Annotated in this window: 15 protein-coding genes; all 15 read right to left on the reverse strand. The window is 64.3% G+C overall.

The genetic code is table 11. The annotated features are described in order from the left end of the window. Positions 1-11: 11 nt before the first annotated feature. Positions 12-575: a guanylate kinase gene (gmk, locus tag CXR25_RS10510; RefSeq protein ID WP_009881419.1), complete on the reverse strand. Its 564-nt coding sequence runs from the start codon at positions 573-575 to the stop codon at positions 12-14. Positions 576-594: 19 nt separating this feature from the next. Continuing rightward, on the reverse strand, positions 595-906 hold the full coding sequence (gene mihF, locus CXR25_RS10515; RefSeq protein WP_096158782.1) for an integration host factor, actinobacterial type: 312 nt from the start codon (positions 904-906) through the stop codon (positions 595-597). A gap of 320 nt (positions 907-1226) precedes the next feature. After that, positions 1227-2084 (reverse strand): orotidine-5'-phosphate decarboxylase, encoded by an 858-nt coding sequence (gene pyrF / locus CXR25_RS10520; RefSeq protein WP_096177760.1) that lies wholly within the window; start codon positions 2082-2084, stop codon positions 1227-1229. Continuing rightward, positions 2084-5359 (reverse strand): carbamoyl-phosphate synthase large subunit, encoded by a 3276-nt coding sequence (carB, locus tag CXR25_RS10525; RefSeq protein ID WP_009881422.1) that lies wholly within the window; start codon positions 5357-5359, stop codon positions 2084-2086. The genes pyrF and carB overlap by 1 nt, the downstream gene beginning before the upstream one ends. Positions 5360-5368: 9 nt before the next feature. Further along, positions 5369-6520, reverse strand: a complete 1152-nt coding sequence (gene carA, locus CXR25_RS10530; RefSeq protein ID WP_009881423.1) for a glutamine-hydrolyzing carbamoyl-phosphate synthase small subunit — start codon at positions 6518-6520, stop codon at positions 5369-5371. Then, a complete protein-coding gene (locus CXR25_RS10535) occupies positions 6517-7011 on the reverse strand; it encodes a PH-like domain-containing protein (protein WP_009881424.1) in 495 nt (164 codons plus the stop codon). Before CXR25_RS10535 ends, carA begins: the two co-directional genes overlap by 4 nt. After that, positions 6996-8315: a dihydroorotase gene (locus CXR25_RS10540; RefSeq protein ID WP_009881425.1), complete on the reverse strand. Its 1320-nt coding sequence runs from the start codon at positions 8313-8315 to the stop codon at positions 6996-6998. The genes CXR25_RS10535 and CXR25_RS10540 overlap by 16 nt, the downstream gene beginning before the upstream one ends. Next, on the reverse strand, positions 8308-9288 hold the full coding sequence (locus CXR25_RS10545; protein WP_009881426.1) for an aspartate carbamoyltransferase catalytic subunit: 981 nt from the start codon (positions 9286-9288) through the stop codon (positions 8308-8310). Before CXR25_RS10545 ends, CXR25_RS10540 begins: the two co-directional genes overlap by 8 nt. Beyond that, the gene (gene pyrR, locus CXR25_RS10550; protein WP_009881427.1) at positions 9285-9836 is read right to left on the reverse strand and encodes a bifunctional pyr operon transcriptional regulator/uracil phosphoribosyltransferase PyrR; all 552 of its coding nucleotides are present in this window, start codon (positions 9834-9836) and stop codon (positions 9285-9287) included. The genes CXR25_RS10545 and pyrR overlap by 4 nt, the downstream gene beginning before the upstream one ends. Before the next feature lie 110 nt (positions 9837-9946). Beyond that, positions 9947-10354 carry a transcription antitermination factor NusB gene (gene nusB, locus CXR25_RS10555; RefSeq protein WP_029416485.1) on the reverse strand — a complete coding sequence of 136 codons (408 nt, stop codon included), beginning with the start codon at positions 10352-10354 and terminating at the stop codon, positions 9947-9949. Next, on the reverse strand, positions 10355-10915 hold the full coding sequence (gene efp, locus CXR25_RS10560; RefSeq protein ID WP_009881429.1) for an elongation factor P: 561 nt from the start codon (positions 10913-10915) through the stop codon (positions 10355-10357). It lies immediately after the preceding gene. A 171-nt stretch (positions 10916-11086) separates the two neighbouring features. Next, complete coding sequence (gene aroB / locus CXR25_RS10565; protein ID WP_009881430.1) at positions 11087-12202, reverse strand: 3-dehydroquinate synthase; 1116 nt, start codon at positions 12200-12202, stop codon at positions 11087-11089. A gap of 79 nt (positions 12203-12281) precedes the next feature. Beyond that, on the reverse strand, positions 12282-12905 hold the full coding sequence (locus tag CXR25_RS10570; protein ID WP_009881431.1) for a shikimate kinase: 624 nt from the start codon (positions 12903-12905) through the stop codon (positions 12282-12284). Further along, entirely contained in the window at positions 12902-14107 is a 1206-nt protein-coding gene (gene aroC / locus CXR25_RS10575) for a chorismate synthase (protein ID WP_029416487.1), read from the reverse strand. Before aroC ends, CXR25_RS10570 begins: the two co-directional genes overlap by 4 nt. A 10-nt stretch (positions 14108-14117) precedes the next feature. After that, complete coding sequence (locus tag CXR25_RS10580) at positions 14118-14888, reverse strand: A24 family peptidase (RefSeq protein ID WP_009881433.1); 771 nt, start codon at positions 14886-14888, stop codon at positions 14118-14120. Positions 14889-14904: the final 16 nt, after the last annotated feature.

A 14904-nucleotide genomic window follows, 5' to 3' on the forward strand; every position in this document is an offset into this window, starting at 1 on the left:
GAATGTCCAATCTAATCGGTAGTGGATATACCCATCAATGATATGAGTTCTTCGGCCGCAGTGCGAACGTGGTCATTGACGATGGTGACGTTGAACTCGGATTCGGCCGCCAATTCCTGCTTGGCAGTGGTGAGTCGACGCTCCTGTTCGGCCTCTGATTCCGTTCCGCGACCGGTGAGTCTCGACACGAGCTCGTCCCAGCTGGGTGGTGCCAGGAAGACGAACAGCGCCTCCGGCATCTTGTCCTTGACCTGGCGTGCGCCCTGCAGATCGATCTCCAACAGGGCCGGAATCCCCTGAGCAAGCTTCTCCTGCACTTGGGCCGAGGGCGTGCCGTAGCGGTGGCGACCATGGACCACGGCGTACTCGAGCAGCTCACCGGCGGCGATGAGCGAGTCGAATTCGTCATCGCTGATGAAGTGATAATGAACACCATCGACTTCGCCGGGCCGCCGTGGCCGCGTGGTGGCGGAGACGGAGAACCAGACCTCGGGATGGTGATCTCTGATGTACGCGCTGATGGTGCCTTTTCCGACCGCGGTGGGACCCGCGAGAACGGTCAGTCGATTATTCACAGATCTATTGTTCACACATTCAGGAGTATTTCTCCAACAGGGCATTCTTCTGGTGTACGCCCAGGCCCTTGATCCGACGTGACGAGGCGATGCCCACGTCGTCCATGGCCGCTTCCGCACGCCGGTCGCCGACTCCCGGAAGGGATCTCAGCAGATCGACAACGCGCATCTTCGCGAGTGCTTCGTCTGCGTCGGCCTTCTTCAGCACGGCGGCGAGATCGGTTTGACCATTCTTCAGCGCTGATTTGACCTCGGCTCGCGCCTGACGCGCTTTGAAAGCCTTGTCAAGAGCGGCTGAACGCTGTTGCGGGGTCAAAGGTTCGAGTGCCACATTATCTCCTCTGTCACCATGAACGGGCAGGTAGGGAAGTTGCTTCAGTCTAAAACAAAAACCCTCGTGAGAGGCATAAAGCGGCAAAGAAAACTCAATTGCTCGCAGAACTGCTCATTCCGGGTCCACCCCGCTCCACCTCAGGCGACGCAGAAAATCGGAGGAGAGCATTCAGGCAATCGGCACAGAGCAGGCAACGAGAGAAGGCGTGCAGGCCGCACAATGACGCTGCCTGCACGCCTTAAGCGCAGTGAGATCAGACACACGCTCAGGTGGTCTCAAACAGCTCCTGCGCGACCGGCTGACATGTCCTGCGAGTCTCAGATCACCTGTGTCAGGGACTCGTTGAGCGACTTCGCCGCTGCCCGCACGCCCTCGGGTCCTGCGCTGAGCACGGCCCGCGATGTTGTGGCTAGGATCTGGTTGGCCGCGATGGCCTCGGATCCGAAGACATCGATCAGCTCGGCGATCCCTGCTCCCTGAGCACCGACCCCGGGTGCCAGAATCGGACCGCCGCATGCGGCCGGGTCGAAGCCGAGGTCACGGGCCGCGGATCCGATCGTGGCACCGACCACCAGGCCGAACCGGCCCAAGCCCTCGGTGGAGTCTGCCTCGTTGCGCGCGGCGACCTGGGACACGATCGACCCGGCGACCGAGTCACCGAAGCCGCCTGCGGCCTCACCACGTCGTGCGTGCTGAACTTCCGCACCTTCGGGATTCGAGGTCAGAGCCAGGACGAATACACCCCGATCATGCGCCTCGGCGAGGTCGAACGCCGGGTCCAGTGCCCCGAATCCGAGATACGGGGAGACCGTGATCGAATCCGCTGCCAGCGCCGAGGTGGGCTCCAGGTAGGCGCGTGCGTACGCTCCCATGGTCGACCCGATGTCCCCGCGTTTGATGTCGAGGACGCTGATGAGCTCGTGTTCCCGGCAGGCAGCCAGAGTCTCTTCGAGCGCAGCGACCCCGGCCGAACCGTATTGTTCGTAGAAGGCCGACTGCGGTTTCACGGCGGCCACAGTCCCGGACAGTTCAGACACCGTGCGCAGAGAGAATTCGCGCACACCTTCCGCCGTGCGCGGCAGTCCCCAGGCCTCGAGAAGATGATCGTGGGGGTCGATGCCCACGCACAGTGGTCCGTGCTCGTCCATGGCCGCCTGGAGGCGGGCGCCGAACATCACGCGCTCCAATCCTGCAGACTGCGAACCTTGAACGTCTTGTCGCGGACGACCTCGAGCGAGGTGACTGCCGCGGCGAATTCGGCCAAAGTGGTGATCAGCGGCACGGAGTTCGCTGTGGCAGAAGCACGGATCTCGTAGCCGTCTGCGCGTTCCTGACGGCCGGACGGAACGTTGATGACCATATCGATCGTCCCCGCTGCCAGGTAGTCGAGGATGGTGCGATCCTCGGCATCGGCCTCGAAGTGCTTGTGCACCTGAGTGGTCTTGATGCCGTAGCGGGACAGGACCGCGGCCGTGCCGGTGGTCGCGACGACGTCGAAGCCCATGTCGACGAGTTCCTTCACGGGCAGGACCATGGCGCGCTTGTCCCGGTCAGCGACCGAGACGAACACCGTACCGGAGGTCGGCAGCTTCACCGATGCGCCCAGGAGACCCTTGGCGAAGGCCGTCGGGAAGTCGTGGTCGATGCCCATGACCTCACCCGTAGAGCGCATCTCCGGTCCGAGGATCGAGTCGACGACCTTGCCCTCGACGGTCCTGAACCGTCGGAACGGCAGGACCGCTTCCTTGACCGCGATCGGGTGGTCCAGAGGCAGCCGCGAACCGTCGCCGGTCTCGGGGAGCATGTCCCCGCGCAGATCTGCGATGGTGCGGCCGACCGCGATGAGCGCTGCTGCCTTGGCCAGCTGAGTGGACGTGGCCTTCGAGACGAAGGGCACGGTTCGCGAGGCGCGGGGGTTGGCCTCGATGACGTGGAGCACGTCGGCGGTGATGGCGAACTGGATATTGAGCAGTCCGCGCACATTGGTGCCTTCGGCGATCGCCGCGGTGGCGGTGCGCACGCGTTCGAGCACATCCTCGCCCAAGGTCAGCGAGGGCAGCACGCACGCCGAGTCACCGGAGTGGATACCGGCCTCCTCGATGTGCTCCATGATGCCGCCGATGAAGATGTCGGTGCCGTCATAGAGGGCATCGACGTCGATTTCGATGGCATCTTCGAGGAACCTGTCGACGAGGACCGGACGGTCCACGGAGATCTCCGTGGCCGTGGCCATGTAGTCCACCAGCTGCGTGCGATCGTAGACGATCTGCATTCCGCGGCCACCGAGAACATAGGACGGACGCACGAGGACCGGGTAGCCGATCTCCTCGGCGATCTTCTCGGCCTCGGAGTAGGTCACGGCGGTGCCGTGCTTCGGTGCGGTGAGCCCGGCACGGTCGAGCACGGCCCCGAACTCGCCGCGGTCTTCGGCCAGGTCGATGGCCTCAGGCTGGGTGCCGAGGACCGGCACGCCTGCGGCCTTGAGCTTATCGGCCAAGCCCAGCGGGGTCTGCCCACCCAGGGTGCAGACGACACCGAGCACGGGACCGGCGGCCACCTCGGCGTGGTAGACCTCCATGACATCCTCAAAGGTCAGAGGTTCGAAGTAGAGACGATCGGCCGTGTCATAGTCCGTCGACACGGTCTCGGGGTTGCAGTTGACCATGATGGTCTCGAAGCCTGCCTCGGAGATGGCCATCGTCGCGTGCACGCATGAGTAGTCGAACTCGATGCCCTGACCGATCCGGTTCGGACCCGAACCGAGGATGAGCACGGCCGGCTTCTCACGCGGGGCGACCTCGGTCTCCTCGTCGTAGCTCGAGTAGTGGTACGGGGTGTGTGCGGCGAACTCACCGGCACAGGTGTCAACGGTCTTGAACACGGGGCGGATCCGCAGGGCGTGGCGGACACCGGTGACGACACCGGTCTCCATGCTGCGCAGTTCGGCGATCTGCTCATCGGAGAAACCGTGGTTCTTCGCGACCTTGAGCACCTGGGGATCGAGTTCGTCTGCTGCGGAGATGAACTCGGCGACCTCATTGATGAGTTCGATCTGGTCGAGGAACCAGGGATCGATCTCGCAGGCCTCGAAGACCTCCGCATTGGTCAGTCCCGCAGCCAGACCCCGCTGCACGGAGTGGATGCGATCCGCGGTGGCATGCGAGATGGCTTCGAGGACGGACTCTCTGACGTCCTCGTCGCTGATGTCGGGCAGGTCGGTCCAGGAGAATGAGGCCTTTCGCTGCTCCATCGAGCGCATGGCCTTCTGCAAGGCGGTGGTGAAGTTACGGCCCAGGGCCATGACCTCGCCCACGGACTTCATGGTCGTCGTCAGCGTCGGGTCGGCTGCGGGGAACTTCTCGAAGGTGAACCGTGGGATCTTGACCACGACATAGTCCAGCGTCGGTTCGAAGCTGGCAGGGGTGACCTTCGTGATGTCGTTGGGGATCTCGTCGAGCGAATAGCCGACGGCCAGCTTCGCGGCCATCTTCGCGATCGGGAATCCGGTGGCCTTCGAAGCCAGGGCCGAGGAGCGCGAGACTCTCGGGTTCATTTCGATGACGACGATGCGGCCGGTCTTCGGATCCACGGCGTACTGGATGTTGCAGCCGCCGGTGGCGACGCCGACGGCGCGGATGACGTCGATGCCGATGTCGCGCATCTTCTGGTATTCGCGGTCGGTCAGCGTCAGCGAGGGTGCCACCGTGATCGAGTCACCGGTGTGCACGCCCACAGGGTCGACGTTCTCGATCGAGCAGATGACGACCACGTTGTCCTTGTGGTCGCGCATGAGTTCGAGTTCGTATTCCTTCCAGCCGAGGATCGATTCCTCGAGGAGCACCTCGTGGTTCATCGAATCGCCCAGTCCAGCTCCGGCGATGCGGCGCAGGTCGGCTTCGTCATAGGCCATGCCCGAGCCGAGCCCGCCCATGGTGAACGACGGCCGCACGACGACGGGATAGTTGAGCTCTTCGGCACCAGCAAGTGCCTCGTCGATGGTGTGGCAGATGACGGACTTGGCCGATTCTGCGCCGCACTCTTCGACGATGGTCTTGAACTTCTGACGGTCCTCGCCGCGCTGGATGGCTTCGACGTCGGCGCCGATGAGTTCGACCCCGTACTTCTCGAGGGTTCCTGCGTCGTGGAGTTCGATCGCGGCGTTGAGCGCCGTCTGACCGCCCAGGGTCGGCAGGATCGCGTCGGGGCGTTCCTTCTCGATAATCGATTCGATGATGTCGGGATCGATGGGCTCGACATAGGTGGCGTCGGCGACATCGGGATCGGTCATGATCGTCGCCGGGTTCGAGTTGATGAGGATGACGCGCAGGCCCTCTTCGCGCAGCACACGGCAGGCCTGGGTGCCCGAGTAGTCGAATTCACAGGCCTGACCGATGACGATCGGTCCGGAACCGATGACCAGGACGGATTTGAGATCTTGTCTGAGTGGCATGAGTGCTCCTTAGGCCTGTGCGACCTGGGAAGTGGACATGAGGTCGATGAAGCGATCGAACAGGTAGCTCGAATCGTGAGGCCCGGCGGCGGCCTCCGGGTGGAACTGGACGGAGAACGCCGGAATGTCGAGGCACTGGAGGCCTTCGACCACGTCGTCATTGAGGCACACGTGGGAGACGGTGACTCGACCGAAGTCCGCGTCGTGTGGTGCCTGCGTCTCGCCCTCCAGGGGCGCGTCGACGGCGAATCCGTGGTTCTGCGAGGTGATCTCCACCTTGTCGGTGGTGCGGTCCATGACCGGGACGTTGATGCCGCGGTGACCGAAGGGCAGTTTGTACGTGCCGAAGCCCAGTGCTCGGCCCAGCAGCTGGTTGCCGAAGCAGATGCCGAAGAACGGGATCTTCGCAGCCAGGACCTCGCGCAGGAGTCCGACCTGGTCATCGGCGGTCGCCGGATCCCCGGGGCCGTTGGAGAAGAAGACTCCGTCGACGCCCAGCGCCTTGATCTCGTCGAAGCTCGTCGTGGCGGGCAGGAGGTGGACGTCGATGCCGCGTTCGCTCAGGCGTTCCGGCGTCATCGATTTGATGCCCAGGTCCAGGGCCGCGACACTGAACTTCCGCTCTCCCACAGCGGGGATGAGCTGGGGCTCGGTGATCGAGACCTCTTCGGCCAGTTTCGCGCCGGCCATATGCGGTGAGGCCTGGACCTTGGCCAGCAGCTCTTTGTCATCGGCATCGGCGGCGGGACCGGAGAAGATGCCCATGCGCATGGCACCGGCTTCGCGCAGATGCAGGGTCAGGGCACGGGTGTCGACGTCGCTGATGCCCACGATGCCGGATTCTTCGAGGCGCGTGGACAGGTCTCCGATGGAGCGCCAGTTCGAGGACACGCGGGAGGCGTCGCGGACGACATAGCCGGCGACCCAGATCTTGGCCGATTCGTCGTCATCATCGGTGATTCCCGTGTTGCCGATGTGCGGCGCGGTCTGGATCACGATCTGACGGTGATAGGACGGGTCGGTCAGTGTCTCCTGATAGCCCGACATGGCGGTGACGAAGACCGCTTCGCCCAGGGTCTCTCCGATGGCGCCGTAGGCAGAGCCTCGGAAGGTGCGTCCGTCTTCGAGGACGAGGACGGCAGGTGTGGTGGACAGTGTCATTGTGCCTCTTCGATCATTTCGCGGATGCGGTCGACGGTGGGGGTGGTGCTGGCGGCGTAACGGGCGCGGAAGCCTGTGTCGACGAGGGTCTCCCCCAGCCGCCAGGTGATGCGGACGATGCCGCCGCGTTCGACGAATTTGCCGATCATGCCGGCGGTGGTGTCGACGGAGACGATGTCGCGCCTGGGGATAAGGAAGTCCTCACGTCCGGCGAGGTCCATGATGACTCCCCCGTCGGTGACGACGATCTCTCCCGTGGTGCGGATGCCGAGACCATGGACGGCGACGCGTTCGAGTGGGTGCCCGGCCAGGGTCGTCGACACATAGGAGCCTTCGACAGGTTCTGCGACGGGCTTGATTCCCATATGCGGCTTCGCTGGCTGCGGGACGTCGGTCTGGCTCTTCTTTCGTCGGCTCCACCCCCAGGTGATGGCGAGGACCAGCAGCAGGAAGACGACCGCGATGATGATGACGCTTACTGGTCTGTCCATGATGCTCCTGCCGGATGGGGTGTGCTGAGTCGTCCGCCGGAGAGAACCCGGTGGCCGTAGAAGAATGTGTCGGTGATCGAGGTGGAGACCTCAAGACCGGCGAAGGGGTTGTTGCGGCCCTTCGTCGCGTGGTCATCGGGCACGATCGTGTGCGTCGAGTTCGGGTCGATGAGCACGATGTTGGCACTGGAGCCGATTTCGAGGCTGCCATGGCCGGTGGCCCCGGTGATCCGCGCCGGAGTCACCGACATGACCCGGGCGAGGTCGCCGTAGTCGAAGTCGTAGTCCGCCATCGCCTCGACGACGATGGACAGTGCCGTCTCCATGCCGACCATGCCCATGGCCGCGGCCGTCCACTCGCTGCATTTGTGTTCGGCGGTGTGTGGGGCGTGGTCGGTGCCGATGACGTCGATCGTGCCGTCGGCCAGCGCCTCGCGCAGTGCGGTGACATCGGCCTCGGTGCGCAGCGGCGGGTTGACCTTGTATACAGGGTCGAAGCTGCGGACGAGTTCGTCGGTGAGCATGAGATGGTGCGGGGTCACCTCGGCGGTGATCTCGACTCCGCGCGACTTCGCCCAGCGGATGATGTCGACGCTGCCTTTGGTCGAGACGTGGCAGATGTGCAGCCGTGAGCCCACATGCTCGGCCAGGAGCACATCGCGGGCGATGATCGATTCCTCGGCGACGGCGGGCCAGCCGGGCAGTCCCAGCTCAGCGGAGACGACACCCTCGTTCATCTGCGCGCCCTCGGTCAGGCGCGGTTCCTGTGCATGCTGGGCGATGACTCCGTCGAAGGTCTTGACGTATTCGAGGGCCCGGCGCATGAGCAGCGGGTCGGAGACGCAGATCCCGTCGTCGGAGAAGATGCGGACGCGAGCCGCCGATCGGGCCATGGCTCCGATTTCGGCGAGGTTCTTGCCTTCGAGTCCGATTGTCACGGCACCGATGGGCACGACTTCGGTGTAGCCGGCGGTACGCCCGAGGCGGTGGACCTGTTCGACCACGCCTGCGGTGTCGGCGACAGGTGCGGTGTTCGCCATCGCATGGACGCAGGTGAACCCGCCCGCCGCGGCCGCTCGTGACCCGCTCAGGATCGTCTCCGCGTCTTCCTTTCCCGGTTCGCGAAGATGCGTATGCATGTCGACGAGCCCAGGCAGAGCGATCAGTCCTTCTGCACTCACGACTTCCACCGAGGTGTCGTCGGGATCGAGCAGATCCGGATCGACGATCGTCGAGTCCTTGATGGCGATATCGGCACTTCCCTGGCCCAGCACGTTCGCACCGCGGATCAGATAGTCAGTCATTGGTCTCCTCCTGGCCTGTCAAGAGGCGGTACAGGACCGCCATGCGCACGCTGACTCCGTTCTCGACCTGGTCGAGGATGAGGGCGCGCGGTGAGTCGGCGGCTGCCGCTGAGATTTCGAAGCCGCGGTTCATCGGCCCCGGGTGCATGATGAAGGTCTCCTTCGGCAGTCCCGCCAGGCGGGCCGCGGAGAGTCCCCACAATCGTGCGTATTCGCGTTCGTTGGGGAAGAACGATTCGTGCATGCGCTCGTGCTGGACACGCAGCATCATCACGGCTGCGAAGTCTTCGCTGTGCAGCGCCTCGTCGAGGTCGTAGTGCAGGGTCACAGGCCAGGTCTCGACGCCCCAGGGCAGCAGCGTCGGGGGTGCGACCAGATGGACTTCGGCGCCGAGGTTGGCCAGCAGGTGAACATTCGAGCGGGCTACCCGGGAGTGGAGGACGTCGCCGACGATGGCGACCTTCGCCTCGTCGAGACCGCGTCCGCGTGGGCCGTCCTTGACAGCACCCGAGGCGGAGAATCCGCCGAGGGCACGGCGCAGGGTGAAGGCGTCGAGCAGTGCCTGAGTGGGGTGTTCGTGAGTGCCGTCGCCGGCGTTGACGACGGGAACATCGATCCAACCGGTGTGGGCCAGGCGATGCGGGGTGCCGGATCCGGGATGCCGAACGACGAGCGCATCGGCGCCCATGGCCGAGATCGTCTGGATGGTGTCCTGCAGGCTCTCGCCCTTGGATACCGAAGAGCCCTTGGCGGAGAAGTTGAGGACGTCGGCGGAAAGCCGCTTGGCCGCTGCCTCGAAGGAAAGACGGGTCCGTGTCGAGTCTTCGAAGAAGAGGTTGACCACGGTGCGTCCACGCAGAACAGGCAGCTTCTTGACCTCACGGTCAGAGACCTGTGTCATCTCTTCGGCGATGTCGAGAATCGAGATGGAGTCCTCGCGGCTCAGCGACACGGTGTCGAGGAGGTGCTTCATTCGCGGCCTCCCGAGATGGTCACGCCGTCTTCGCCGTCGATCTCAGCCAGGGAGACATTGACGCGTTCGCTGCTGGAGGTGGGGAGGTTCTTCCCGACGTGATCGGCCCTGATCGGCAGGTCCCGGTGGCCACGGTCCACGAGCACGGCCAGCCGAACCTTGGACGGACGGCCCAGATCCGAGAGCGCATCGAGTGCGGCTCTGATGGTGCGGCCGGAGAAGAGCACATCGTCGACGAGGACGACGGTCTTGGCATCGATGCCGGCGGCGGGAATGGTGGTGGGCTCCGGGGCGCGGTAGGCGCCGCTGCGCAGGTCATCACGGTACATGGTGATGTCGAGGCTGCCGACGAGTTCGCCTGCCATCTCCGGTCGTGCCGAGATCGAGGCGATCTGTTCGGCCAGCCGGGTGGCCAGGGGCACCCCGCGGCGTGGAATCCCTAGGAGGACGAGGTCATCGCTGCCCTTGTTGGACTCGATGATCTCGTGGGCGATACGGGTCATTGCCCGTTTCATATCTGGGGCATCGAGCACTGTTCGCTGTGTCATGCTTCCCCTTCTCCGCCTCTCCGGACGGTGGTTAAAGGAGTGGTTCGATTCGATTGTAGACCTCGGTTGAGCGAGGTCGGTTCGCGGGTCCGGATTCCGGACCCGCGGACTCAGATCAGGGTCGGCTTGACGTCCAGGACGCGTGACAGCAGACCCGAGATGAAGCCGGGTGAGTCATCGGTTGAGAACTGCCTGGCCAGGGACACCGCTTCGTCGATCGCTGCCTTGTCGGGCACCTCGTCATTGAAGATGATCTCCCAGGTCCCGATCTGGAGCAGCGCCAGATCAACGGCCGGCATCCGCTCCAGAGTCCAGCCCTCCGCATAGGTGGCGATGATCTCGTCGATCTCCTCACGATGACTCGTGATTCCTTCGACGATCTCCACCGCGTAGGCCTTCATCGGATAGTCGGGATCGTTGGACCTCATGGTCACGATCTGCTCGGTGTCGAGGCGTCGCTGACCGGCCTCGAACATCAGTTCCAGGGCCCGACGGCGGGCCCGCGTACGTGCTGACACTTACTTGACGCGACCCAGGTAGTCGCCGTTGCGGGTGTCGACCTTGACCTTGGTGCCCTCTTCGAGGAACAGGGGCACCTGAATGTCGTATCCGGTCTCAAGCGTCGCAGGCTTCGAGCCGCCGGTGGAGCGGTCGCCCTGCAGGCCGGGCTCGGTGTGGGTGATCAGCAGCTCGACCGACGGCGGCAGCTCTACGGAGAGCGCCGTGCCCTCGTGGAAGGAGATCTGCAGGTTCTGGTTCTCGAGCATGTAGTTGGCGGCATCACCGACGAGCTCAGGCGAGACGCTGACCTGGTCGTAGTCCTCAGCGTCCATGAACACGTAGTCGGTGCCGTCATGGTAGAGGTACTGCATGTCGCGACGGTCGACGTTGGCTGTCTCGACCTTGGTTCCGGCGTTGAAGGTCTTGTCGATGATCTTGCCGGAGATGACGTTCTTGAGCTTGGTGCGGACGAATGCCGGACCCTTGCCGGGCTTGACGTGCTGGAACTCCAGCACCTGCCACAGCTGCTTGTCGATATTGAGCACAAGGCCGTTCTTCAGGTCGTTGGTTGAAGCCACTAATCCGTCCTTCTTCGTGTCAGTCTTGGCCACCGCGAGGTGATTGGGTGTGTTTGGCATTGGTTGGCAGTTTCGCCAAACAGCAATTCTAGCAAGCTCCTGCGGGGGCTGCCATCTCGGGCCCGCGAACTCGGCTCAGGATGCGCTCTCAGGTTGCCCCGAGCGCTGACTTCAGCCCAGGTCCGCACCGAGCATGACCCGCGGCGAGTCCTCCCCGATCTCCTGGTAGGCCGTATGGAGGATCGAGACATCTGGGATCTCCACGGTCGAAGGTGCCCCGACCTCACCCAGCAGCACCATGCGCAGCATGGAGCCGCGGGCCTTCTTGTCGCGCTTCATAGTGTCCAGCAGCTGTGGCCAGACATCGGCACGGTAGGCCACGGGCAGACCCAGTTTGGTCAGCAGCTCACGGTGGAGGTCGACGGTCTCGGGAGGAAGACTCTTGACCATCGCCGCCACCTCGGCGGCGAAGACCATGCCCACGGACACGGCGGCACCATGGCGCCACTGGTATCGCTCCTTGTGCTCGATGGCGTGTGCCAAGGTATGGCCGTAGTTGAGGATCTCGCGTCGACCGGATTCCTTGAAGTCATCGGCGACGACCTCGGCCTTGACAGCGATGGAGCGTTCGATGAGCTCGCGCAGGACGGGACCGTCCACCTCGGCGATCTCTGCCTTCGAATGACTGCTCACCAGATCGAGGATCTTGGGATCGGCGATGAAGCCGGTCTTGACCACCTCGGCGAGGCCGGTGAAGAGCTCGTTCTCCGGCAGCGTCTGCAGCGTGTCGAGGTCGACGAGGACACCCGAGGGGGCATGGAAGGAACCGACGAGGTTCTTGCCTTCGGCGGTGTTGATGCCCGTCTTGCCGCCGATGGCCGCATCGACCATTCCCAGCACCGTGGTGGGGATGTGGATGACGGAGATTCCCCGCAGCCAGGTGGCCGCGACGAAGCCGCCGAGGTCGGAGACAGCTCCCCCGCCGACCGTGATGATGGCATCGGAGCGAGTGAAATCACTCTGGCCGAGCACCTGCCAGCAGAATGCTGCGACCTGGACGTGCTTGGCTTCCTCGGCATCGGGGATCTCGGCGACGATGGCATCGAGGCCGGTTGCGCGCAGGTCGTCACGGACCGTCTCCCCCGTCGTCCGCAGAGCCCGAGGATGGATGACGAGCACCTTCTCGACCCGTGGCCCCAGAAGCTCGGGAAGTTCACCCAGGAGCCCCTGCCCCACGAGAACCGGGTAGTTCCCGCCGGCTTCGACGTTGATGCGTGTGAGACTCATTCGTGCACTTTCCCCTTTGCTGCCTCCGCGTCGGTGATGACCGCGGTGGCTGACTTCTGAACGTCTTGCGTCCCCAAGCCTAACTCTCTGCTTCCCGGTCCGAGTACTTGGCATACTCTTCGGCTCGCTGCAGCCCGGTGAGGACATCGACGACGCGGTTGACGATGGTCGAAGGATGCGAATTCGACGCGTGGACGCGGAAGGTCGCGACCTGGTCGTAGAGCGGCTCCCGTTCTTTCACGAGTGCCAACCAGTTCTCGACCGGCGTTCCCGCACCCCGCAGCAGAGGCCGATGCGGCGAGTTCAATCGCGTCATGACGGTGTCAACGTCGATATCGATGTGCACGACCTTGATCGCCGGATGACCCAGCTGCGCTCGGGTGCCCGAATTGAGGATCGCTCCCCCGCCCAGGGATACGATTCCCGGACGGTCGAGGAGACGACGCAGGGCACGTCGGACGACCTCGCGTTCGATCCGCCGGAAGTGGTCCTCACCGCGTTCGACGAAGATCTCTGCGATGACACCGTACTTGTCGACGATATTCGCATCCGTGTCGATGAGCGGCAGATCGAGTCGATCGGCCAAGAGCCGACCGATCGTGGATTTGCCGGCGGCAGGCGGCCCGGTCAGGACGATGCGCGACTGCGAGGCCGGGACCGGTTCCAATGGTGGAACCGGTTTCGGGTGCGGGCGTTGAGTCATTGGCCGATTCGGAGGTTCTCCGGAATGGCCGCCACGTAGGCATCCAGGTTCCGTTTGGTCTCGGCCACGGAGTCTCCCCCGAACTTCTCCACCACTGCCTCGGCGAGAACGAGAGCCACCATGGCCTCGGCCACGACTCCCGACGCCGGAACCGCACAGACGTCGGAGCGCTGGTGGTTGGCCTTGGCGGGTTCACCGGTGACGACGTCGACGGTGGCCAGGGCGCGTGGGACCGTGGCAATGGGCTTCATGCCTGCACGGACTCGCAGCGGACCACCTGTCGACATTCCGCCTTCGGTGCCGCCGGCTCGGTTGCTCACGCGTCGGATGCCGTCGTCACCCACAGCGAGTTCGTCGTGGGCCGCGGACCCGGGGCGCCGGGTGGTGAGGAAGCCGTCGCCGACCTCGACGCCCTTGATCGCCTGAATGCCCATTAGGGCTCCAGCGAGTCGGGAGTCGAGCCGACGGTCCCAGTGGACATGCGAGCCCAGTCCGGGCGGAAGGTTGTAGGCGAGGACCTCGACGACACCGCCGAGGGTGTCCCCGGCCTTCTTCGCAGCATCGATCTCGGCCACCATGCGTGCGGAGAGTTCCGGGTCGAAGCAGCGCACGGGATCGGCGTCGAGTGCGTCGACGTCCGAGGCGAGCGGCAAAGCTGGCTCGGACGTGGCTTCTGTGGACTCCGCAGCCGTGCCGATTGCCACGGTGTGGGAGACGAGTGTGATGCCCAGTTCGCCGAGGAAGTTCGCGGCGATAGTTCCCAGGGCTACACGCATCGCGGTCTCTCGGGCGGAGGCGCGTTCGAGGATCGGGCGTGCCTCGTCGAACCCGTATTTCTGCATTCCGACGATATCGGCGTGGCCGGGCCGCGGGCGGGTCAGCGGGGCGTTGCGGGCCTGACCGGCGAGCTCGTCCTCGTCGATCGGGTCGGGGCTCATCACGGATTCCCATTTGGGCCATTCGGTGTTCCCGACTTCAACGGCCACCGGTGAACCCAGTGTCTGACCGTGTCGGACTCCGCCGAGGAGGCGAACCTCGTCGGCTTCGAACTTCATCCGTGCTCCACGGCCGTAGCCCAATCGGCGTCGAGCCAATCTCGCGCGGATATCTTCCCTGGTGATCGGAACGTGGGCGGGAAGCCCTTCAATGATCCCAGTCAGCGCTTCGCCGTGGGATTCGCCTGCAGTCAGCCATCTCAACATTCAACCGATTCTACAAAAGGATTGGCGCAAGCACCGACCCGAACCACATTCCGGATAGCATTGCGGGTCCGAATGCGATCGTCGTCGTCTTCAGACTGCGTCGTGCGGCCGCCGACAGCAGTGCCGCGAGGCCGGCGATGAGCATCATGATGATGAGGACGAGAGCTGGCGCCCATACCGAGAACAGCGTGGGCACGCCGAACACGACGAAGGCGAGTTTGACGTCGCCGAGGCCCATGGTGCGTGCATGCATGACTCGCCCGATCAGGTGGAGGATGCCGAAGAACAGCACCCCGGCGCCACCGGCGATCAGGGCCAGAACCCACATCTGGGACTCTCCCAGGAGCGATCCGAGGGCGAGGACCAACAGTTCGGCGCCGATGAGCGGGTACATGATCCTGTCCGGCAGCCGGTGGATGACGAAGTCGACGACGACGAGGAATGGTGTGGCCGCGGCTGCTGTGCCCAGGCTCAGCGCCAGCAGAAATGCGTCGAACGCCCCTAGGCCAGCCGAGGAGCCAGCGACGGGGTTGGAAGCCGTCGAGGATCCAGCGACGGAGGCGGGACCGATCCCGGGGAAGAGCAGGGTGGCAACGGTTGCGAGCACGATGCCCAGGACTGCCAAGGGCAGCGGGCGGAAGGCATGTGATCTCGCGAGCACGCCGACGTGTCCGTCATCGGCTGTCCACCATGAAGTCGAGCGAGACAGGAGCAGTCCGAAGCCAGCGCTGATGAGGGCGCTGACCCCGATCGGCCATACGTGGAGAACTCCGATGTCCACCCTCGCCTGCCCTTCC

It is taken from the genome of Brevibacterium aurantiacum (genome assembly GCF_003932995.1).
Lineage (GTDB): Bacteria > Actinomycetota > Actinomycetes > Actinomycetales > Brevibacteriaceae > Brevibacterium > Brevibacterium aurantiacum.

Excerpts from the sequence above, each read along its gene's own strand:
- aroB (WP_009881430.1), bottom strand. The coding sequence starts at position 12,202 with ATGAGTCTCACACGCATCAACGTCGAAGCCGGCGGGAACTACCCGGTT.
- CXR25_RS10570 (WP_009881431.1), bottom strand. The coding sequence starts at position 12,905 with ATGACTCAACGCCCGCACCCGAAACCGGTTCCACCATTGGAACCGGTC.
- pyrF (WP_096177760.1), bottom strand. The coding sequence starts at position 2,084 with ATGTTCGGCGCCCGCCTCCAGGCGGCCATGGACGAGCACGGACCACTG.
- CXR25_RS10540 (WP_009881425.1), bottom strand. The coding sequence starts at position 8,315 with ATGACTGACTATCTGATCCGCGGTGCGAACGTGCTGGGCCAGGGAAGT.
- aroC (WP_029416487.1), bottom strand. The coding sequence starts at position 14,107 with ATGTTGAGATGGCTGACTGCAGGCGAATCCCACGGCGAAGCGCTGACT.
- carB (WP_009881422.1), bottom strand. The coding sequence starts at position 5,359 with ATGCCACTCAGACAAGATCTCAAATCCGTCCTGGTCATCGGTTCCGGA.
- pyrR (WP_009881427.1), bottom strand. The coding sequence starts at position 9,836 with ATGACACAGCGAACAGTGCTCGATGCCCCAGATATGAAACGGGCAATG.
- carA (WP_009881423.1), bottom strand. The coding sequence starts at position 6,520 with ATGACACTGTCCACCACACCTGCCGTCCTCGTCCTCGAAGACGGACGC.
- CXR25_RS10545 (WP_009881426.1), bottom strand. The coding sequence starts at position 9,288 with ATGAAGCACCTCCTCGACACCGTGTCGCTGAGCCGCGAGGACTCCATC.
- CXR25_RS10535 (WP_009881424.1), bottom strand. The coding sequence starts at position 7,011 with ATGGACAGACCAGTAAGCGTCATCATCATCGCGGTCGTCTTCCTGCTG.